At 63.9% G+C, this 20,465-nt stretch carries 19 protein-coding genes; 11 read left to right on the top strand and 8 right to left on the bottom strand.

Annotated elements, in window-relative coordinates:
* Positions 1–219: 219 nt before the first annotated feature.
* On the top strand, positions 220–870 hold the full coding sequence (locus tag G522_RS0114345; protein ID WP_026791642.1) for a TetR/AcrR family transcriptional regulator: 651 nt from the start codon (positions 220–222) through the stop codon (positions 868–870).
* Between the two features lie 328 nt (positions 871–1,198).
* On the top strand, positions 1,199–1,891 hold the full coding sequence (locus G522_RS0114340) for a glyoxalase superfamily protein (protein WP_036839398.1): 693 nt from the start codon (positions 1,199–1,201) through the stop codon (positions 1,889–1,891).
* A gap of 55 nt (positions 1,892–1,946) precedes the next feature.
* On the opposite strand, the gene gap is transcribed toward G522_RS0114340, so the two are convergent.
* On the bottom strand, positions 1,947–2,948 hold the full coding sequence (gap, locus tag G522_RS0114335) for a type I glyceraldehyde-3-phosphate dehydrogenase (protein ID WP_026791640.1): 1,002 nt from the start codon (positions 2,946–2,948) through the stop codon (positions 1,947–1,949).
* An 85-nt stretch (positions 2,949–3,033) separates the two neighbouring features.
* Here gap and G522_RS26920 point away from each other — a divergent pair, with 85 nt between their 5' ends.
* The 5 genes from G522_RS26920 (at position 3,034) to G522_RS30640 (ending at position 6,075) form a co-directional block, all read left to right on the top strand.
* Positions 3,034–3,672, top strand: coding sequence for a TetR/AcrR family transcriptional regulator (locus tag G522_RS26920; protein WP_051228640.1), 639 nt, complete (start codon positions 3,034–3,036; stop codon positions 3,670–3,672).
* A gap of 317 nt (positions 3,673–3,989) precedes the next feature.
* Positions 3,990–4,379 (top strand): type II toxin-antitoxin system HicB family antitoxin, encoded by a 390-nt coding sequence (locus tag G522_RS0114325; RefSeq protein ID WP_026791639.1) that lies wholly within the window; start codon positions 3,990–3,992, stop codon positions 4,377–4,379.
* Between the two features lie 112 nt (positions 4,380–4,491).
* Positions 4,492–4,788 carry a HigA family addiction module antitoxin gene (locus tag G522_RS0114320; RefSeq protein WP_026791638.1) on the top strand — a complete coding sequence of 99 codons (297 nt, stop codon included), beginning with the start codon at positions 4,492–4,494 and terminating at the stop codon, positions 4,786–4,788.
* A gap of 101 nt (positions 4,789–4,889) precedes the next feature.
* Positions 4,890–5,930 (top strand): L,D-transpeptidase family protein, encoded by a 1,041-nt coding sequence (locus G522_RS26915; protein WP_245586666.1) that lies wholly within the window; start codon positions 4,890–4,892, stop codon positions 5,928–5,930.
* Between the two features lie 22 nt (positions 5,931–5,952).
* The gene (locus tag G522_RS30640; RefSeq protein ID WP_281168474.1) at positions 5,953–6,075 is read left to right on the top strand and encodes a hypothetical protein; all 123 of its coding nucleotides are present in this window, start codon (positions 5,953–5,955) and stop codon (positions 6,073–6,075) included.
* A 49-nt stretch (positions 6,076–6,124) separates the two neighbouring features.
* Here G522_RS30640 and G522_RS0114305 read toward each other — a convergent pair whose 3' ends face one another.
* On the bottom strand, positions 6,125–7,513 hold the full coding sequence (locus G522_RS0114305) for an RtcB family protein (RefSeq protein WP_245586665.1): 1,389 nt from the start codon (positions 7,511–7,513) through the stop codon (positions 6,125–6,127).
* A gap of 732 nt (positions 7,514–8,245) precedes the next feature.
* Positions 8,246–9,796, bottom strand: coding sequence for a vWA domain-containing protein (locus tag G522_RS0114300; protein WP_026791636.1), 1,551 nt, complete (start codon positions 9,794–9,796; stop codon positions 8,246–8,248).
* Positions 9,797–10,018: 222 nt separating this feature from the next.
* Here G522_RS0114300 and rtcR point away from each other — a divergent pair, with 222 nt between their 5' ends.
* The gene (gene rtcR / locus G522_RS0114295; protein ID WP_026791635.1) at positions 10,019–11,617 is read left to right on the top strand and encodes an RNA repair transcriptional activator RtcR; all 1,599 of its coding nucleotides are present in this window, start codon (positions 10,019–10,021) and stop codon (positions 11,615–11,617) included.
* Here rtcR and G522_RS0114290 read toward each other — a convergent pair.
* On the bottom strand, positions 11,614–12,012 hold the full coding sequence (locus G522_RS0114290) for a rhodanese-like domain-containing protein (protein ID WP_026791634.1): 399 nt from the start codon (positions 12,010–12,012) through the stop codon (positions 11,614–11,616). The two genes, rtcR and G522_RS0114290, sit on opposite strands and share 4 nt — an antisense overlap.
* A gap of 68 nt (positions 12,013–12,080) precedes the next feature.
* Between G522_RS0114290 and ftrA the strand changes: the two genes are divergently transcribed.
* Positions 12,081–13,094: a transcriptional regulator FtrA gene (ftrA, locus tag G522_RS0114285; RefSeq protein ID WP_210162924.1), complete on the top strand. Its 1,014-nt coding sequence runs from the start codon at positions 12,081–12,083 to the stop codon at positions 13,092–13,094.
* A 4-nt stretch (positions 13,095–13,098) separates the two neighbouring features.
* On the opposite strand, the gene G522_RS0114280 is transcribed toward ftrA, so the two are convergent.
* Both G522_RS0114280 and G522_RS0114275 read right to left on the bottom strand, forming a co-directional pair.
* Positions 13,099–14,160, bottom strand: a complete 1,062-nt coding sequence (locus G522_RS0114280; RefSeq protein ID WP_026791632.1) for an alginate lyase family protein — start codon at positions 14,158–14,160, stop codon at positions 13,099–13,101.
* Between the two features lie 86 nt (positions 14,161–14,246).
* Complete coding sequence (locus G522_RS0114275) at positions 14,247–14,519, bottom strand: usg protein (protein ID WP_026791631.1); 273 nt, start codon at positions 14,517–14,519, stop codon at positions 14,247–14,249.
* Between the two features lie 233 nt (positions 14,520–14,752).
* On the opposite strand from G522_RS0114275, the gene groES reads away from it, so the two are divergent.
* Together groES and groL are read left to right on the top strand one after the other, a co-directional pair.
* A complete protein-coding gene (gene groES, locus G522_RS0114265) occupies positions 14,753–15,070 on the top strand; it encodes a co-chaperone GroES (RefSeq protein WP_026791630.1) in 318 nt (105 codons plus the stop codon).
* Between the two features lie 34 nt (positions 15,071–15,104).
* Positions 15,105–16,730, top strand: a complete 1,626-nt coding sequence (groL, locus tag G522_RS0114260; RefSeq protein ID WP_026791629.1) for a chaperonin GroEL — start codon at positions 15,105–15,107, stop codon at positions 16,728–16,730.
* A gap of 90 nt (positions 16,731–16,820) precedes the next feature.
* Here groL and G522_RS0114255 read toward each other — a convergent pair whose 3' ends face one another.
* Together G522_RS0114255 and G522_RS0114250 are read right to left on the bottom strand one after the other, a co-directional pair.
* Positions 16,821–18,461 carry a Na+/H+ antiporter gene (locus tag G522_RS0114255; RefSeq protein ID WP_026791628.1) on the bottom strand — a complete coding sequence of 547 codons (1,641 nt, stop codon included), beginning with the start codon at positions 18,459–18,461 and terminating at the stop codon, positions 16,821–16,823.
* A gap of 104 nt (positions 18,462–18,565) precedes the next feature.
* Positions 18,566–20,380 (bottom strand): adenine deaminase C-terminal domain-containing protein, encoded by a 1,815-nt coding sequence (locus G522_RS0114250; protein WP_026791627.1) that lies wholly within the window; start codon positions 20,378–20,380, stop codon positions 18,566–18,568.
* Between the last annotated feature and the right edge of the window lie 85 nt (positions 20,381–20,465).

Raw genomic sequence — 20,465 nt, 5'->3', positions numbered from 1 at the left:
TAATGGTCGAAAGTGTTATCTCATGACCGAACCGTTCGGTCAATAGCTGCTAATATGACTTGGTTGACGATTCAGTCTCTTAGAAGGCACTCTCAGCAAAATGTGATCGGCTGCGGTCTCTTCTGTGAACGCTGATCGCCAAAGGCAGCATGGCCTCAGGGCGCCAGAATGCCGAAAATCAAACAACGCGGATGACAGAACGCCGCGAAGGCAGGGGTGATGAGCAAGTTATCGGCGCGGCCCGGAGAAGCGGCGGCCGGCCCGGAAGGGCACGACAAGGAGAAACGACGCCAGATCCTGGAGGGCGCGCGCGAAGTGTTCCGCGCCAAGGGTTACGAAGGCGCATCCATGGACGGTATCGCCAAGGCGGCGGGCGTCTCCAAGGGTACCCTCTACGTCTACTTCACCAACAAGGATGAGCTGTTCGAACAGCTGATCACCGACGAGAAGCAGGAACTGGCCGCCGCGCTTGATGCCTTCCAGCCGACCGCCGAGAGCTTCCGCGAAAACCTGCGCGCCTTCGCCATCAGCTTCAACGAGTTGCTCACCGGCGAGAACCATATGTCGACCATCCGCATGGTGGTCGGTGCGGTGGAGAAGTTCCCCGCCGTCGGCGCCATCTTCTTCAAGGCCGGCGCCGAGCGCGGCACCACGCGGCTCACCGAGGTGTTCGGCCAAGCCGTTGCCGACGGCCGGCTGAAGCCCTGCGATCCGCAGGTTGCCGCCCACCACTTCATCGCGCTCTGCACCTCCGAGGTGATGAAGAAATCGCTGTTCGGTTGCCGGCTGCGTCCGACGCCGGAGGGTGTCGAGAAGATCGTCGACGACGGGCTCGATGTATTCATGAGCTACTACAGCGCCCAAAAGTGACGGCTTAGCTGGCCTGGCCGAAAATTCTACTGGGGTGGGCATCTTGTTTGGCGCTCGGAGCTTCCGGTGCGTCGCCACTTGCCGACCCTCAGCGAATTTCACGTCAGGCGCCGTCGATGAGTTTGCTGGCGCATCCGAGGGTTGAGTTTTCCCTTGCCGCCCGGATGCAGGTATGGTCTCCTGAATGAGGCCAGTGCGGCCTGCCGCTCGCGCCGCAAGGTTGGGTGAATGCACCTCGATAACAGACAGGTCTGACCCTTTCGGGCAGTTCCGTCAGCAATGCGAGCCCCTGACACTCGCGACTGCCCGCGTCGAGGATCGGATACACATGTCTACGTCACGCGAACCGAAGGCGCTCGCCAAAAGCCTGCGCCAGGCCCTTTCAGAGCGCGGAATAGAAATTTCCCATAGCGACAGTCTTGAGTGCGTCGCACGCCAGCTCGGTTGGCGAGATTGGAATACGCTCAGCGCCCATCTCGACTACAAGCCCTTGCGTCTGCCGAAACACTGGACGATCGGGGGCTCGCATCCCCAGGATTACGACATGGGCGCGGACGAAGCTCTCGGCTGCGCTCTCATTCGCTATCGCCATGCCATGACTGACCCGCTTGCCGTCAGTGCCGGGGGCGGTTTCGGCACCCTCATGCAGACGGTTCAGGCCGACACGTTCCGCGGCAAGCGCCTTCGTTTTTCTGCCTCCCTCAAGGCAGAGGATGTCGGGGGTGCCGCCACGCTCTGGTTGCGTGTCGATGCCGAAAAGGGACGTGTTGTCGCTTTCGACAATATGGAGACCCGCCCGTCAGGTGGCGTTCTCTCCGGCACGACAGATTGGCTGAAGCGCTCGATCGTACTGGATGTACCGTCGGAAGCCGTTACGGTGAATTTTGGCTTCTATCTGCGCGGCACCGGCAGCGTCTGGACGCGTGGCCTTGAACTGGAGGAAGTCGACGCCTCCGTGCCGGTAACGCAAGATGCGGCACCTCATAAGCCGAAACCGATGAACCTCGACTTCGCCGCCTAGTGCATTCTTCGACGGCCTCGGCGACCGGTCCTTCCGGCCGCCGAGACGCTACGCCTTATCTCATCACGTGCTTGGCCAAATCCAGGCATCGGTTGGCATAGCCCCATTCGTTGTCGTACCAGGCGATCAGCTTGGTCAGGCCTTCCGAGGTCTGCATGCCGGCCTTCACGTCGAAGATCGAGCTGTGCGGATTGCCCTGGAGGTCGGTCGAGACGACCGGCTCGTCGCACCATTGCAGGATGCCGCGATAGGCGCCGGCCGCGGCATCGCGGATCGCCTCGGATATCTCGGCGTAGGACGCCCTGGTGCGCAGCCGGCAGGTGAGGTCCACCATCGAGACGTCGGCCACAGGCACGCGCACCGCCATGCCGTTGATCCGTCCGTTCAACTCGGGGATGACCTTGCCCACCATGCGCGCCGCGCCGGTGGTGGCAGGAATGATGTTGCCCAAAATGCCGCGTCCGAAGCGCCAGTCCTTGCGGGCCACGCCATCGACGGGGTTCTGGCTCGCCGTCACGGCATGGACGGTCAGCATCAGCGCCTCTTCGAGGCCGTAGAGATCGTTCATCAGCTTGGCGAGCGGGGCCACGCAGTTGGTAGTGCAGGAGGCGTTGGAGACGATGGCCTGACCGTCATAGTGGGCGGCGTTGACGCCCATCACGAACACCGGCGTGTCGTCCTTGGGCGGCGCCGACAGCACCACTTTCCTGGCGCCGGCCCTGATGTGCCCCTCGGCGGCTTCGGTGGTCAGAAAGCGCCCGGTCGAGTCGATCACCAAATCGACGCCCTGGTCGGCCCAGCGGATGGCGGCCGGCTCCTTTTCCTCAAAGGCTGAAACCTCGCGACCGTCAACGCGGAGCGCGCCGGCCTCTGTCGCCACCTCGCCGGCAAACGCGCCGTGTACGCTGTCGTATTTGAGGAGATAGGCCAGATGATCGATGGGCAGCAGGTCGTTCACCGCCACCACCTCCAGATTGTCACGCGCCTCGGCGGCGCGGAAAACCATGCGGCCGATGCGGCCGAAGCCATTGATACCGATGCGGATTTTATCAGCCATTTCAGATCTCCATTTTTCCTCTCACATTTTCATACTAGGTCGCATAAAATAGAGCAGCAATTCATTTCTTGCGAAACGGTACAAAATGAAAAGTAAACCCGCCCGTGGCCGGCCCAGGGAATATGATCCGGAAGAAGCGCTGGCCGCCGCCCTCGGCGAATTCCGGCGGCGCGGTTATACCGCCACCTCGCTCGACCACTTGTCGGAAGCGACCAACATGGCGCGGCCGAGCCTCTATGCCGCCTTCGGCAACAAGTTCGAGATCTACCGCAAAGCTGTGCGCCAATACTCGGAGCAGTCGGCCGAACAGCGGCTGCATGCCCTGTTCGAGGAGCCGTCGCTGCAAAAGGGCCTTGAGGATTATTTCAGCGCGATCATCGACGCTTATTTTTCGCGGGAGGGTTCGCCGCTCGGCTGCCCAGTGCTCAGCGTCATCTCCGGCGAGGCCGCCGCCGACCCGGTGATCGGAGCGGAGCTGGCCGCCGCGGTCGAAAGATCCGATAGCCTGCTCCAGCGGCGGATGGCCATCGCGGCCGAGGCCGGTGAGATATCGCCCGATGCCGATGTTCGCGGGCTCGCGGCGATGCTTGCCGCGCTACAGCACTCCCTGGCGCTGCGCGCGCGAGCCGGTGCGCGTCGGCCTGAGCTCTCGGCCATCGCCCATGCGCATGTCGCCCTGGTGCTGAAGGCGGCCGGCTATGGCGGGGTGACAATGCACGGTTGAAGCCGCCGCGTGATGGCTCACCTTTACGGGCGGCGCTCGAGCTCATCCCGCTTGGGCTCGTGGTTTGACACCAGTTCGTCCGATCACTTTTCGGTTAAAAGGCCTGAGAATGTGCGCGGAATAAAATGAGCTTTTGCATCATATTAAGATTTTGTTTACCATCATTTGCGACCGTAGACTGTCTCGGGCCGAAATTGGGCGCGCCGTTTCCGGTCTGAGGTCCTCGGGTTGCGAGGGAGTTCTTTGGCTCCTCGTGCCGGGCGCCTTTCCCTCGTGGAACCCCCCTCTCATTTTGATATCGGAGCCAGGAGGCTCACATGGCCTACGCTGTCGCCCTCATTCATGAAGAAGAAAACAGCAGTTTTGGCGTGTCCTTTCCGGATTTTCCGGGGTGCGTCTCGGCCGCGACCAATCTCAATGACGCGATCGCCCGTGCCGCCGTCGCGCTGGCAGCCCACGTGAAGAGCCTGGGCGAGAAGAGCCAGGCCCTCCCGGCATTACGGACCATCGACGACATTCGCCGGACGCTGGAAATTCACGAGGCGATCATCGCAGCGGTGCCGGTGGACATGCCGGGAAGATCGGTGCCCGTGCAGATCTCGCTGAACGAGCACATGCTTGCCGCCCTCGATCGCGCTGCCAAGGCGAGTGGCGTTACCCGTTCGGAAAAGATCGCCGAGGCCATCCGCGCCAGTCTTCAGGTGTGAGGCGCGCTGTAAGCGCTGGCCATATTCTGTCTGAAGTCCCCGGCGCGGAGAACGCCAGCTAAACATCAGGTCTTGTTCTAGCTCTGTGACGGTCATTGAGGAGGCCACCACCATGCCACGCGAAGTTTCGCTGCCGCATCCCGGCATCGTCCTCAAGCAGGAATTCCTGGAACCGCTGGGAATTTCCGTTCCTGCGCTGGCCGATGCGATTGATGTTCCCCGTAGCCGCGTCGATGAAATCTGTCACGGCCGGCAAGGTATTTCCGCCAGCATCGCCTTGCGGCTCGGCCGCTTCCTGGCCTTCGATCCGCAGTGGTTCATGAACCTGCAGTCCAAATACGACCTGTCGGCGGCAGCCGAGGAGATGGCGGAGGTGCTTGATCGCATCCGGCCGTGTGAGACGGCCTGATCCGTTGCCGGGCCGGGCGGTTGCCAAATCACCGGCAAATGGAGTAGCGCATCCCGCGTGTCGGCGCGCAGGCATACTCGACCCGATGAAAGGCTTAACCCGTGAAATTGCGTTCAGCCGCGTTCCTTCTCAGCGCCTTGATGGCGCTTTCCGGCTGCGCGCTGTTTGGCGACGATCTCAAACGGTCGGAGCGACCGGTGCCGCCAAAGCTGCTGTCCGAGATGAACAGCCGCGGCCTTAGCGTTGCCTCGCCCATCCTGATCCGCGTCTTCAAGCAGGAGAGCGAGCTCGAGCTCTGGAAGATGGGCCGTGACGGCCGCTACGTGCTGTTCAAGACCTATCCGATCTGCCGCTGGTCGGGAAAGCTGGGGCCGAAGAAGGTGGATGGCGATCGCCAGACGCCGGAGGGTTTCTATACCATCGCGCAGCGCCAGATGAACCCGGACAGCCGTTATTACCTCTCCTTCAATCTCGGTTTTCCCAATCGGCTGGAGGCGGCCCTTGGTTATCAGGGCTCCTATCTGATGATCCACGGCGCCTGCTCGTCGCGCGGCTGCTACGCGATGACCGACGATGCGGCCTTCGAAATCTACGCGCTGGCACGCGAGGCCTTCCGGGGTGGCCAGCCGGCCTTCCAGGTGGAGGCGCTACCCTTCCGCATGACGCCGGCCAATCTCGTCCTGCACCGCAACGACCCGAACATGCCGTTCTGGCGCAACCTCAAGGAAGGCAGCGACGCCTTCGAGCTGACGCGTAGAGAGCCGCGCGTTGGCTATTGCGGCAGCCGCTATGTGTTCAACGCGAATAATATCGACGACACGATCGATCCAATTACTCCCTGTCCGGCGTTAGAGGCCGACGCCCAGCTCACCGCCGCGGTCGCCGCCAAGGCGGCCAAGGACGATGCCGCCGCCGCCGCCATCGTCGCCGCCAATCCGGTGGTGCCGGCAATGTCTTATGTCGACGGCGGCATGCACCCGGCTTTCCGCGCCATCCTGCAGGACAAGGGGCCGGAGCGGCTTTCCAAGATGACCTCGCAAAAGACGCCGGTCAGCCAGCCGGACGCGGCACTGGCCGACCCCTACACGCCGGACGTGTTGGCGAGAATGACGGCCGGCGGCGCCAGCCGGCCGGGGACGTGATTTTTCCATCGGCCTCAAGAGTGTGTTCCTCATCACCACGATCCTTGGCATCACCGGCCTCTTGCCAGCCATCCTTGCAGACACCGGCGCCACGGTGCTGGTGACCATGAACGCCCAGAGGCTGCTGGCGTCCAGCATGGGGTGATACTCCGGCTGGCCGTCAGGCATCGCTGACGGCCAACTCGAAGCCCTGATCAACGCGTGGCTTTCCTGCGGCGCCAGGGAGCGTCGATCTCCCAGTCTCCCGCCATGATCGAGCCATAGGGCACCACTTCGTCGACCACCTCCGCCAAGCCAAAGCCCTTGATCTGAGCCCGAACGGACGCGGCATTCTTGTAAGCGCTCGGCAACTCGGAAATATCCGGATTGCCGCAGAAGAAGCGAGCGTCGAGCCCGGCGGTCTCTTCCGCCATGATCTCCTCCGTGGTCATTTCGGCCTTCATGCGCTTGTGATGCGAGCGCGAGAAGTTGCGCCCGGCTCCGTGCGGCGAGAAGCCGAGCCCATGGTCGGCATTCTTGCCGCGCACGATCAACACCGGTTCCGCCATGTTGAGCGGGATCAGCGTCAGGTCGGTTGCATCGTCTGCGAAGCCCGAAAAGGCGGGCGTGGCGCCCTTGGCGTGGTAGAAGAGGCCATCGGACTTGCGGAACACGAAGTTATGCTCGTTCCAGAAGCGATCGGTGACCTTGGCCGCCAACCGATCCGCCGCCAGATCGTGGATGGCAAAGTGGTTGGCCTTCGTCCACGCGCGGACGAGCTGTAAGGCGCTCCAATAGGCTTCGCCTTCGGTCGTATCCGCCGGAATCCAGGCGTTCTGCGGCAAGGTTTCAGGCGAAAGGCTCTCGCGCATCTTCCCGGCGATCTTCATGCCCTTGCTATAGAGCTTCGCCCCCGGCGCACGCGAACCGTGATGGGTGACGAGCGCCGTCTCGCCGGTCGATTTCATCTGGCCGACGAAGGCGAAGTGATTGCCGTCGCCCTGGGTGGCGAAATGCTCGATCGCCACGCTCGTCAGATCGTTCAGCATCGGATGGGCGTCGAAGGCGGTCATCAGGTCGGCCGGCGGCCGGATCTGGCTCCCGCGCGCCCGGCCACCGGGGCCGAAGTGGGTTACGGCATGGACGGCATCGAGCAGGTCCTTCGGCGCGATGCCTGCAAAGAGCGAGATCGCCATGGAGCAGCAGATATCCGCGGAGTGCATTCCCGGGTGAATGGCTTCCGACGCCACCACGCCTCCGACCGGGATGGTGCCGGGCGGGCCGGCGGGACAAGCGTCCGGCATCACGGCGCCGGCCTTGATCACGGGAGTGCGCATCAAGGCGGTCATGGTGTACTCGACGGCCGCGATATTGGCTTCCTCATCGACGCTGTCGGCTTCGATGTTCTTGAAGAAGGGCAGTTCGCCGGCCGGACGCACTGCCAAGGTCGGCGCAGGCCGGTAGAGAAGCGCGGCGGTGAGCGCCTCGGCTTCCGTGCCGCCTGCCTCCAGCACGCGGTTCGCCTCGTCCAACGCCGGGCGGAACCAGCTCCCCTGCGGTAAGCCGGCGTCGATCAAGTCCTGGCCACTCATAACGCGTACCATGATCGTCCTCATTTCGGGTGCTTGCCCCGTTCATTTTTGTGGCTCCGGCGACGATGGTGGCGAGACGCTCGGCTTTCGCCGGCGAGGAGTCGAACCTCGATGACCCATGTAGTCCCGCCGTCATTCGCCGGAGTTATTTCCCCAAACGGTCTCGGCGACGAAGGTGACGAGACGTTGCTGAGCTACCGAGACCTTCACGAAGGTTCGGGGATGATTTGAACATCCGGCCTTCCGGTCTTGTGACCGGACGCTCTACCTGTAGTCCCGTCGGCATTCGCCGAGGTGTTGTCACATATGGCTCCGGCGACAAAGGTGGATGAAACTCGGGATCCCCCGCTCGTGCCAGAGAGCGCCGTCGAGGCAGGGAGTCGAACCCATGCAGGGATCCCCTTGGGGTCGAGACTGTAGTTCCATCCGGCATTCGCCGGGGTATCGATACGCCGGTCGCGGCGACGAGAATGGGGTGAAACGCTTTGGATCGGAGTAAGAACCTGTAGTTTCACCCGGCATTCGCCGTGTTCCGAATTTTATTGTTACCCGCCGGGCGTGATCACGAGGCGACCAAGGTTGACAAAACGCCTGCTCTACCAACTGAGCTACGGGCCAGCAGAATGATGGACCCGGCGGGAGTCGAACCCGCGACACGGAGATTATGAGTCTGTAGTTTCGTCGGCATTCGCCTCGTGGCCGCGCCCGGCCGGAGCGCCCGGCAGTTGCCCGCCGGACGCCTTGTCACAGTTCGACCGCTTCGATCCGCTTGACGAACCGATCCGATCCCGCGCCGTCAATGAACTCGGCGATCACCTCGAACACGCGGTCGGAGAATCCGCCGATGTTGAGGATGTCCGCCGTGTCCGTCACCTGGCTCGTGCGATACGGCTGGATGTCGATGGCAACGAGCTTGGCAGACGGATTGCGCTGCTTCAGCTTGCGCCATTCGGTCATCATCGCCGTGCCGGACGTCGCGCTCTGATCGACCCACGACTGGTTGTCGGAGACGAAGATCACTAGATCGACCGCCGCCTTCTTTGCATTCAGCCGGGCGAGCGGCGCCGAGCAGTTGGTTCCGCCGCCGCCAATCGCCGCCAGCTTCGCCGCGTTGGTCAGCACCGTGTCGCGCGGGTTGAGCGCCACGTTGACGACGGCCTGCTCGAAGGGCAGCACCTGGGCGTACCGGTTCCTTCTGAGAACCGCCGCCGCCACCAGTGCCGCCACATCGATGCAGCGAACCTTGGTGGTCGCGCCCTGACGGTAGCCGGTCACGGGCGACGACATCGATCCCGAGACATCCGGGCAGACCACCACGCGACCGGCGAAAGCCGGCACGTTGCGTAGCGCGATTTCCATTGCATCCTGCAACGCCTCGCGGATTGCGTGTGGCACCTCGTCGGCAAGCGCCGAGTAGGTCGCCATGATCTGGTAGGGGAAGACGCGCGCCTTGCGGATCGCATCTTCATCCCGCAACCTGGCCGCCAGCCACGACGTGAACCCGTCATCCGCGAAGAGGCTCTGCCTCTCGAAGGTGTTGAGGTTCTGCCGCAGCATCTGCCAGCCCGACTTCCGCGCGATCTCCATATGCTGGAGAGGCGAGAGGTCGAGCGAAGTCAGCATCTGGAACGGCACGTTGGGCACCGGTCCGGACGGATCGCGCTTGAACGCCTCGAACTCCGCCGCCACCGCCGGCAAGGCCGCCACGTCGTAGGGCTTGCCGATGAGGTAGGCGTAGAGCGCGCGGCGAGCCTCGGTCGCCGGCTTCGGGTGAACCATCTTGATCACGTCGGCGAGCGAAGGATCGTTACCGACGCTCGCATGCATGATCTCGATATCCGAGGCCGTGTCCAGCCAGGCTTCCACGAGCCGCTTCGGGCGAGAGCCCAGCGACTTGCGCCCGATGGCGCCCGACCGCATCACCTGCACGAAGGTGCGCAGCATCTTGCCATTCTTCACGATGCGCGGGAATGCGCGGGAAAGCGCATCGCCCGGAAGGGTGGAGAGTAACGCCAAGAACGTTGCCGGCATGTCCTTCATGTAGCCGGACTCGGAGGCGTAGACCGCGACCTTGGCCAGATACTCCGGCTCGACCTGGGCGGCGAGCGCCAGAACGTCGGCGAGCTGGGTCCGGGCATCGGCGTAGAAGGTTCCGTTGAAGGTTCCCGTCACCGCCAGTTGCGCCAAGGCTGCCTTGGGCGTCAGCTCGTAAGCCGGCACGCCCTCGTGGTTTCGCGTGTTGGTCGCGGGGATCAGCTTGCCGACGATGGTCGCAAACAGGGATTTGTTTGCCATGGGTTTCATCCTTCTCTTGGATCACGTCCTCCTTGTTTCAAGGGACGTGCCAAGTTGTCGTGGAGAAGGTCCCAACCTTGGAAAAAACTTTCAAGCTTATGATTCAAAAAGATAAATTATCTCGTTCGCCGATTTCCGCGCCGCTGTGACGCTTGCGGGGTCTCGACGATCAAATGGCAGGTGTGATAGCTTGGGATAGTATTTTATATTTTAGGATAAATCATGCGTCGGCGCGTCGCCATTGGCTTTCTTGGGACAACGCTCGATATGGGCAAGAGAGAAGAGCGCTGGCAGAGATGGCGGCCGACGGTTGCGCTTTGCCAGCAACCCAACCTGTTCATCGATCGGCTTGAACTCATCCATGACCAGAGATCGCGATCCCTCGCCGAGCGGATCACTGGCGATATTGGTCAGGTCGCGCCGGCAACCGAGGTTCGTCACACCATCGTAGAACTTCGCGACCCCTGGGATTTTGCGGAAGTTTATTCGGCATTGCGAGATTTTGCCGATGCCTATGCCTTCGATCCTGAGCACGAGGACTACCTCGTCAACATCACGACAGGTACTCACGTCGCCCAGATTTGCTGGTTCCTGCTAACCGAGGCGCACTATGTTCCAGGCCGGCTCTTGCAGCTTTCACCGCCGAAGCGACATGCCGGGGAAGACGGGTACATCGGGTCGCACTCGATCATCGATCTCGATCTTTCGCGCTACGATGCCATCGCCACCCGCTTCGCGGCCGAAAAGATCTCGGCAACGTCTTTCCTGAAGTCCGGTATCGCCACACGCAACGCCGCCTTCAACAGCATGATCGACGAGATCGAGCAGGTTGCGATCCGTTCCACCGCGCCCGTTCTGCTGACCGGGCCGACCGGGGCTGGCAAGTCGCAGCTGGCGCGCCGGATCTTCGAGCTGAAGAAGGCCCAGCATCAGGTGTCCGGCAGTTTCGTCGAGGTCAACTGCGCCACGCTGCGCGGCGATCAGGCCATGTCGACCCTGTTCGGGCATGTGCGCGGCGCCTTCACCGGCGCGCAGTCCGACCGGGCCGGGCTGATGAAGGCCGCCGACAAGGGCGTGTTGTTTCTCGACGAGATCGGCGAACTCGGGCTCGACGAGCAGGCTATGTGCCTGCGGGCCATCGAGGAAAAGCGCTTCCTGCCCGTCGGCTCGGATCGCGACGCTACATCGGATTTCCAGTTGATCGCCGGTACCAATCGCGATCTCCAGCGCGAGGCGCGCAAGGGCCGGTTCCGCGAAGACCTGCTGGCCCGCCTCAATCTGTGGACCTTCGAGCTGCCGCCGCTCAGCGCCCGGCGCGAGGACATCGAGCCCAACATCGATTACGAACTGGCTCGGTTCGGCGAGCGCGAAGGCAGCAAGGCGACCTTCAACGCCGAGGCAAGGGCGTCGTTTCTCGCCTTTGCGCTGTCGGAAGAGGCGACGTGGGCAGCGAACTTCCGCGATCTCTCGGCGTCCGTCACACGCATGGCAACGCTCGCGCCCAAGGCCCGCATCACCCAGGATGCCGTTGCCGCCGAGGTTGGCAGGCTGCGGCGTCGATGGCAGGCCGACGCCGAGCCCGCCGGCCGGCGGTCGCTCTCCGATGCGGTGTTGGGCGATCGGGCCGGGGATTACGATCTGTTCGATCGCGAGCAGCTCGCCATTGTCATCGAGGTCTGTCGCCGCTGCGCTTCACTCAGCGCGGCCGGTCGCGAGCTTTTTGCAGTCTCCCGGGGGAAAAAGGCCAGCAGCAACGATGCCGATCGCCTCAGAAAATACCTCTCTCGCTTCGATCTGACGTTCGAAGACCTCCGGGCTTAAGCCTCTCCCGTTGCCAGCTCGAAGCCCTCGTCGATCCAGCCGGTGAGGCCGCCGGCCATGATCTTGACGGGGCGGCCGAGGTCGGCGAGGCGGAGGGCGCCGCGGGCGGCGCCGTTGCAATGCGGGCCGGCGCAATAGGTGACGAACAGCATCTCTTCCGGCCACTCCGTCAGCTTGGAGCGGATGATCTTGCCATGCGGCAGGTTGATGGCGCCGGGGACGTGACCCTTGGCGTAAAGGGCTGGGCTGCGGACATCGAGCAGCACGAAGTCGGCGCCCTTTGAGAGGGCGTCATGCACGTCCCAGCAGTCGGTCTCGAAGGTGAACTCGGCTGCGAGATGCTCGCGGGCGATATGGCTGGGCGCGGCGGGGATCTCGGTAACGCCTGATTTCATTGTCGTCTCCCGTGGTTGAGCAGTGACGGGATCTTGTGGTCGGTTCGTCGCGCTTGCAATTGGCGTGGATGACAATGTACGTAAAGATCATGCCAAACGAGAACGCCCGCATCGTCCCCCATGGTCCGCTCGCTGTCGCGCTGCTCTACGACGGCCTTTGTACCTTCGAGTTCGGCATCGTCTCCGAGGTGTTCGGTCTCTATCGGCCGGAGATGGGGCCGGGCTGGTATCGCTTTCTGAGCTCAGCTATCGAACCCGGCCCGCTCCGGGCGCACGGCGGCTTCACCATCACGCCCGACGAAGGGCCGGAGATGATCGATCAGGCCGATATCATCGTTATTCCCGGCTGGAAGGGCGCCGACGTACCTGTGCCGGAAGCGCTCTGCGAACGGCTTCGGGCGGCGCATGCTCGCGGCGCGCGGCTCATCTCTATCTGTTCCGGGGCCTTCGTGCTGACCGCGACGGGGCTTCTCGACGGCGGCACGGTGTCCACCCACTGGCGCCACGCCGAGGCGCTGCAGCGGCGTTTTCCGGCGGTGACGGTCGATGCCGCCTCGCTCTATCGCGAGCATGACCGTGTCTTCACCTCGGCCGGCAGCGCGGCGGGCATCGACCTCCTCATCGAGATCGTGCGGCGGGATTTCGGGGCGGATGCCGCCAACTCGGTGGCGCGGCGGTTGGTGGTGCCGGCGCACCGCTCCGGCGGGCAGGCGCAGTTCCTCGAGCGCCCTGTACCCCAGCGCCCGGCCGGCGAGGTGGCGCCGCTGCTCGACCGGATGCGGGAAACGCTCGATCGCGACTGGACGACCGAGGCGATGGCCGTGGCGTGCCGCATGAGCCTGCGCACCTTCCTGCGCCGCTTTCAGGAATCCACCGGCAGCAGCCCCGGCGACTGGCTGATTTCCGAGCGCGTCGAGGCCGCCAAGGGCCTGTTGTCGTCCGACGATCTCGCCATCGAGGCGGTGGCGGCCGCCGTCGGCTTCGGCAGCGCCCACGCCTTGCGCCACCACTTCCGCAGGAAGGTCGGTCTGACGCCGACGGATTATCGCTCGCGGTTCCTGAAGGTGGAGAAGAGGGCTTGAGCGCTCACCGCCCGTAGAGCAGGGTCTGATTGCCGCCGAGCGCCGTGGAGACGAAGGGGCGGAGAGCGAGGAGACGCGCGTCTATCGGCGCTTCGGGAAAGGCCCGGCGATAGAGTTCCAGAAAGGCGACGCTTTGGGCAGGCGGCAGGCCTTTCGGGAAAGGCTCCTGCGGCCTGCCGGCGGCGGCTGCGATGGCCGAGGGATCGGCAACCGATTGCAGCGTGAACTGTGCGATCCTCGAGAGAGCGCCGTCGCAGACGTTGTAGGCCTTGATGCCGTTGGCCTCGGCGAAGGCGGCGACGGGCACCAGGGCGCTGAGGGCAAAGAGATGGTACTCCAAGGCCTTCTTGCCGCGCCCGAGTTCCAGCGGCAAACCGCCTTGCGCGGTCGCGCCGCAGACGCCGTTCCTGTAGGTCTCGACCGCCCAATCGAGCAGTTTTCGGTCGTCTGCCACGACAGCGACGGCCGCCGAGGCCAGCGCCGCCCAATAGGCGTGGTTGTTGCGCGACCCCCTGAGCTTGTCGTGGGTGGCGCTGAAAAAGGCGTCGGTAGAGGTGGCGAGCCCCACCATCCATCGAGTGACGTTGGCGAGGCGCGCATCCCCTTCGACGGCCGGCGAGATCTGGATGAGAGCGATGCCGAGACCAGCCACGATCTGCGCGCGCTCGAACTGCGCATTGGGATTGCTCATCTCCGCGAGCGCTCGTCCCTCGGCCCAGGCATCGAGCCAAGTGAGCGCGCAGCGCGCGTCGGCGGCGCGGCCATCTTCGGTATAACGGTTAGCCATCTTCACGACGGTCTGGGCGAACTTGCGGATCGGCGCCATTTGCGCTTCGAAGGCACGGTCGGCGTCCGGATCGACCGTGTCACGCATTGGGCCGTTATCGCCGTATTTCGAGATCACCTTCAGGCTGATGATCGGCACCGGTGGCCCGGCGCAGCTCTTCCCGGCCGAAAGATCGCTCGGCACGCGTGGCGAAAACGGCGGCTCTATCTTCGCCGACGCGCCGGAGACAAGCCCGGCCATTGCCGGCAGGAGCAAAAGGACGATCAACAGACTGCGCATCTCACTCACCTTCTGCCCGACAGCCGCCCGCTCCGACTTGTGGCCGGGGTGTTGTGGGTCGTCAAGGCAGATGGGGAGGCCTGCGTTCAGTTCAGCGTGTAGATGCCGTCGCGCATCACGAACTCAGCCGGTTTGACCAGCCGGTTGTGGGCCACCTGAACGGAGTGCAGCGGGCCGTCGAGCTTCCGGGTCCAGAAATCCAGGAAGCGGCGCAGCGTCGGGAATTCCGGAAAGATATCGAGATCCTGCCAGATGTAGCTCTGCAGCAGGCTCGGGGCATCGGGACGGTAGTAGAGGATTTCGGCGGTCGTCAGACCATAGCCTTCAACGCGTTTACGGAACTCGGCGGAAACCAGCATCTGGCACCTCGCATGTTCACCAAAACAAGAGCAGGCTAACAACGCTGATCCTCAAAATCAAGAATAAACCTTGCGTTTTCATGTAGTTAGCACTCGTTAAAATTTGCTGCTGCCAACGGCTTGGAAGCCTCTTGACGAAGGCCGCAAGCCTCACCAAATTTTTCGCCGCCGAACGCTTCCAGGAGGTTCGGCGTTTCACGATTGATGTTTGATCGAGCATTCGGAGGAAGCTTATGAAGTTCCGTCCTTTGCACGACCGCGTTGTCGTCAAGCGGATCTCGGCCGAAGAGAAAACGGCCGGTGGTATCATCATCCCCGATACGGCGAAGGAAAAGCCCCAGCAGGGCGAGGTCGTTGCCGTTGGTCCTGGTGCCCGCAACGAGAGGGGGGAACTGGTGGCTCCCGGCGTCGCTGTGGGCGACCGCGTGCTTTTTGGCAAGTGGTCCGGCACCGAGGTGAAGATCGACGGCGAGGAGCTGTTGATCATGAAGGAATCCGACGTGATGGGCATTCTGGAGCCCGTGTCGGAAGCCCGCAGGCACGCCGCCTGATCCCATCCGCATTCCATTCGCAAGGAGACAGAAAATGGCAGCCAAAGAGGTGCTGTTTGACCAGTCGGCCCGCGAGAAGATGCTGCGCGGCGTGGACATCCTCGCCGAGGCGGTCAAGGTCACTCTGGGTCCAAAGGGTCGCAATGTGGTGATCGAGAAGTCCTTCGGCGCGCCGCGCATCACCAAGGACGGTGTGTCGGTCGCCAAGGAAATCGAGCTTGCCGACAAGTTCGAGAACATGGGCGCCCAGATGCTGCGGGAAGTGGCGTCGAAGACCAACGACAAGGCCGGCGACGGCACGACGACCGCGACGGTGCTCGCCCAGGGTATCGTTCGCGAGGGCGCCAAGGCGGTGGCCGCCGGCGTCAATCCGATGGACCTGAAGCGTGGTATCGACCTTGCGGTGAATGCCGTGGTCGCCGATCTCAAGGCCAACGCCCGCAAGGTGACCAAGTCGGATGAGATCGCCCAAGTGGGCACCATCTCGGCCAATGGCGACACCGAGATCGGCAAGATGCTCGCCGAGGCGATGCAGAAGGTCGGCAACGAGGGTGTCATCACCGTCGAGGAAGCCAAGACCGCCGAGACCGAGCTCGAAGTGGTCGAGGGCATGCAGTTCGACCGTGGGTATCTGAGCCCGTATTTCGTGACGAATACGGACAAGATGCGGGTCGAGCTCGAGGATCCCTACATCCTCATCCACGAGAAGAAGCTCTCCAACCTGCAGGCCATGCTGCCGGTGCTGGAGGCCGTGGTGCAGTCCGGCAAACCGCTTCTCATCGTCGCCGAGGATGTGGAAGGCGAAGCCCTTGCCACGCTGGTCGTCAACAAGCTGCGCGGTGGCTTGAAGATCGCCGCCGTCAAGGCGCCGGGCTTCGGCGATCGCCGCAAGGCCATGCTCGAGGACATCGCCATCCTGACCGGTGGCCAGGTGATCTCCGAAGATCTCGGCATCAAGCTCGAGAACGTCACGCTCGCCATGCTCGGCCGTGCTGGGCGGGTGTCGATCTCGAAGGAGAACACCACGATCGTCGAGGGCGCTGGCGCCAAGGCCGACATCGAGGCCCGCGTTGCCCAGATCAAGGCGCAGATCGAGGAGACCACCTCGGACTACGACCGCGAGAAGCTGCAGGAGCGTCTGGCCAAGCTGGCCGGTGGCGTTGCCGTCATCCGCGTCGGTGGCTCAACCGAGGTGGAGGTCAAGGAGCGCAAGGACCGCGTCGACGATGCGCTTCATGCCACCCGTGCCGCGGTGGAAGAGGGTATCCTGCCCGGTGGTGGCGTCGCCCTTCTTCGGGCTCTCAAGGCGCTCGACAGCCTGACGCCGGCCAATGATGATCAGAAGACCGGCATCCAGATCGTCCGCCGGGCGATCCAGACGCCAGCGCGGCAGATCGCCCAAAACGCCGGCGAGGATGGGTCGGTCATCGTCGGCAAGATCCTGGAATCGCAGGATTATGCGCAAGGCTGGAACGCCCAGACCGGCGAGTGGGGCGACATGTTTGCCAATGGCGTCATAGACCCGGCCAAGGTCGTACGCTCGGCGCTGCTGGATGCGGCGTCAGTGGCGAGCCTGTTGATCACCACCGGTGCCATGGTCGCCGAACTGCCGAAGAAGGAAACCGCCCCGGCTCTTCCGGCCGGCGGCATGGATTACTGATCGCTTCGGCCTGAAACGAGTCTCCCGGCGTCGCTCGACGGCGCCGGGAGGCATAATCCCTGACGGCGTAAATGTCCCGCCGCGCGCGCCCTACGACCCGCTGATGCGCGCTTCCAGAAGATCGATCTCCCTCACCAGCCGGCGGGCAGCCTCGTCGGAGAGCTTGCGGATGCGGGCATTGCGGTAGATCTCGTCGCGCTCGGCGTGGAGTGCGGCGAGGCGCAGCTTGCGTTCGATCTCGTCGATCTTGCGGGCGCGTTCGCGCTCGTCGCCGGTCTTGGTGCGCCCCTCGATGCGCTGACGATAGAGGTCGGTGATGCGTGCGCCGGCATCGATGTAGATGTCGGCGTCGGCGCGGCCTTCACTCATCTTGTGCTGCGCCTGCTCGACCGCCCGGATGGCCGCCTCGGCGGCCCTGGTGCGGGCAACATCCTCGGCTTCCTGCTCGGACGGTTCGGGCGGTAGCTTGAGGTTCTTGAGGAGGTGCGGCAGTCCGACGCTGGCGATCACCAGCGAGACGATGATCACCCCGGCGGCGAGCAATATGGCGAGGTCGCGCGCCGGAAACGGCGAGCCGTCGTTCATGACGAGCGGCAGGGTCATCACGCCAGCCAGCGTGATGGTGCCGCGCACACCGGCCAGCGACGTTGCTACCACCAGGCGCCAGCTTGGAGTTTGCAGGGTTTTACCTTGGCGCGACGCCCTGAACAGGATGAAACGCAGGGATGTCCAGCCCCAGATGAGGCGCAAGGCAATCAGCGCAACGTTGATCGCCACGATGTAGACAAAGAGCCAGGCTGGGTCGTGATGGCCGGTTTCGCGCACGACTTTCGCGGCGCCGGCCACGATCTGCGGCAGTTGCTCACCGAGCAGCACGAAGATGATGCCGTTGGCTGCGAACTGCACGGTGTCCCATACGGCATTGCGGCGGACGCGGGTGATGGCAAGCGCCTTGCCGGTCTGTTCGGCGTAGCTCATCGTGATGCCGGCGGCGACGGCGGCGAGAATGCCGGAGCAGTGCAGGTGCTCGGCCAACAGGTAGCTTGCGAAGGGAATGAGCAGGCTGATCAGGATCTGCGAGCCGCTATCCTCGCCGAACCGCCGGATCAGCCCATTCTTGACGACCGTGGTGATCCAGGTGACGCCGGCGCCGATCAGAATGCCGCCGGTGGCCAGCCACAGGAAGGTGGTGAAGGCGTCGAACAGCGAGAAGGTGCCCGTCAGCGCCGCCGCCACGGCAAAGCGCATGCAGACGAGGCCCGAGGCGTCGTTGAGCAGCGACTCGCCTTCGAGGATGTGCATCAGCCGCTTGGGGATCGGCACGCGCTTGGCAATGGCGGATACGGCGATCGGGTCGGTGGGCGAAACGATGGCTGCCAGCGCGAAGGCGACGGCCAGCGGCATCGACGGAATCAGCCAGTTGACGAAGAAACCGACGCCGACCACCGTGAAGACCACGAGGCCGAGCGCGAGTTCAAGGATGGTACCCTTGTCGCGGAGTAGCCCCTCTTTCGGGATGCGCCAGCCATCGAGAAACAGCAGCGGCGGCAGGAACAGCAGGAAAAAGATGTCCGGCTGTAGCTGGACGCCGAGGTCGGCCACCGAGTCGATGCAGGCGCCAAGGAGGATCTGATAGAGCGGCAGCGGCAAGGCGATGGGGGATATGCGCGACAGCACGCCGCTGACGACGACGGCCAGCAAAAGGACGAGTGCGATTGCGACCGTTTCCATCCGCTATCCCGTGTGCGCCGGCGGAGACGCCCGGAACCGCAGGCGCCGATGTCTTGCGATCCCCCGCCGTGGCGGGGGATCAGTCACTACAGAAAGCTTTTGCCTTATTCGGCCGCTTCGTAGAGCGGCACCTGGGTCATTTCCGGCACCAGCACCATGCCCTTGTCGGTGATGCGGATCTCCGGGATGACTGACAGCGGGATCAGGTTGAAACCCATGTAGGGTAGGGTGCAGCCGGCCTTCTCCCACTCCACCTTCAGCGCCTGCACCTCGCCGGCGACGACATGCACGCGCTTGTCGGACATCAGGCCGGCGACCGGCAGCGGCACCATGGCCGTCACCACGCCGTTGCGGACGACGCAGATGCCGCCGCGCTCGGCCTCGATGGCCTCGAGCGCCACGCGCATGTCGGCCTCGTTGGTGCCGGCGACGATGATGTTGTGGCTGTCGTGGCCGACCGAGGAGGCGACGGCGCCATGCTTCAGGCCGAAGTTCTGCAGGAGGCCGCATGCCACGTTGCCGTCCGACTTGCCATGCCGCTCGACGACGGTGACGAAGGCGAGATCATGACGGTCGAACAGGGTCTGCCAGTCGTTAGTCGGCTCAAGGAGGAGCTGGACGTGCTTCAGCACGATGCCCGGCAGCTCGGTGCGGATGACGTTGGCGGTCACCGGCGCGGTTGGCAGCTCCGGCGTCAGCTTCAGCTCTTTCGGCAGATGGATGGTGGCGTAGGCGGCGTCCGGGTAGCGGTAGCGCGCTTCGAGGGCGGCCTCCAGCGTCGGGGTGATCGAGCGGTGGTCGACCATCAGTTCGCCGCCGTACCAGGTGCTCTGCGGCACCAGATCGTCGTCGAGCAGCACCAGATCGGCGCGCCGACCGCCGCCGAGGCCGCCAATCTCGCCATCCATGGCATAGCGGGTGGCGCCGGAAATAGAGCCGAGTGCCCAGGCGGTGGTACGCGGCACGCCGATGCGGTAGGCCTGCCGCACCACCCAGTCGAGACCGAAGGCCAGGAGGTCCTCGGCGTCGCGGTCGTCGGTGCAGACGGCGATGCGGCGCGGTGAGGCGCCGAGCTCGGTCATGGTCTTGATCGCCTCGGGCAGCGAATGCCAGGGCGTGGTCGGCGGGCCGCCGCGCAGGAAGATCCAGACGCCGGCTTCGAGGAGATCATCAGCGATGTCGCGGTCGGTGGCCTCATGGGTGTCGGTGACGCCGGAAGCGGCATAGGCGGCGACGAACTCGCGGCCGTAGACATGGCCGGAAACGGGGCGTCCGCGCGACAGGGCGGCGGCGATGATGGCGTGGCTGCGCTCGTCGCCCATGGTGACCGGCACGAAGTCCATCTTCTCGCCCAGCGCCACGGCCTCGGGCCACTTGTCGAACAGATAGGCGATCTTTTCCGGCGTCAGGTCGCCACCGGCTGTCTCCAGCTCGGGCGTGGTTGCCGGCACGGTGGAGGCCAGTGTGTGGAAGATGGAGAGAGGCGCCTCGCGGGCGTCTTCCATCATCGCCTCGATGCCGGCGACATCCATCACGTTGCCGATCTCGTGGCTGTCGCAGAAGATGGTGGTGGTGCCGTTCAGAAGCGCGGCCTCGGCATAGGCGCAGGCCGTCACCATCGAGCTTTCGATGTGGATATGCGGATCGACGAGGCCGGGGCCGATGATGCCGCCGCGGGCATTGTAGATCGTCGCCGAACCACCGCGATAGGTGCCGGCCGCCTTGACGGCGGCGATGCGGCCGCCGGCCACCCAGACCTCGCGGTCGTTTAGCATGCGGTCGGAATAGGTGGAGAGAATACGGGCGTCGGTAATGACAAGATCGGGTTCGGCGCGACTGGAAGCCACATCGGCAAGGTGGCGCGTCAGGAGATGCAAAGGCTTGACGGAAAAACGGGTCGGCTTGGCGGTACTGGACATCCGGACCTCGGGCTCGTTTCAAAAGCGCCCCACCGGCCGGGCCGATCGGGGCCAAGCCATGGTAAACGCCGGAGGGAGCGTTTCA

Origin of the sequence: Pleomorphomonas oryzae DSM 16300 (assembly GCF_000422965.1) — a bacterium.
GTDB classification, from domain to species: domain Bacteria; phylum Pseudomonadota; class Alphaproteobacteria; order Rhizobiales; family Pleomorphomonadaceae; genus Pleomorphomonas; species Pleomorphomonas oryzae.
Note: the sequence above shows the minus strand (reverse complement) of the source record. Positions and strands in the feature narration are given on the sequence as shown.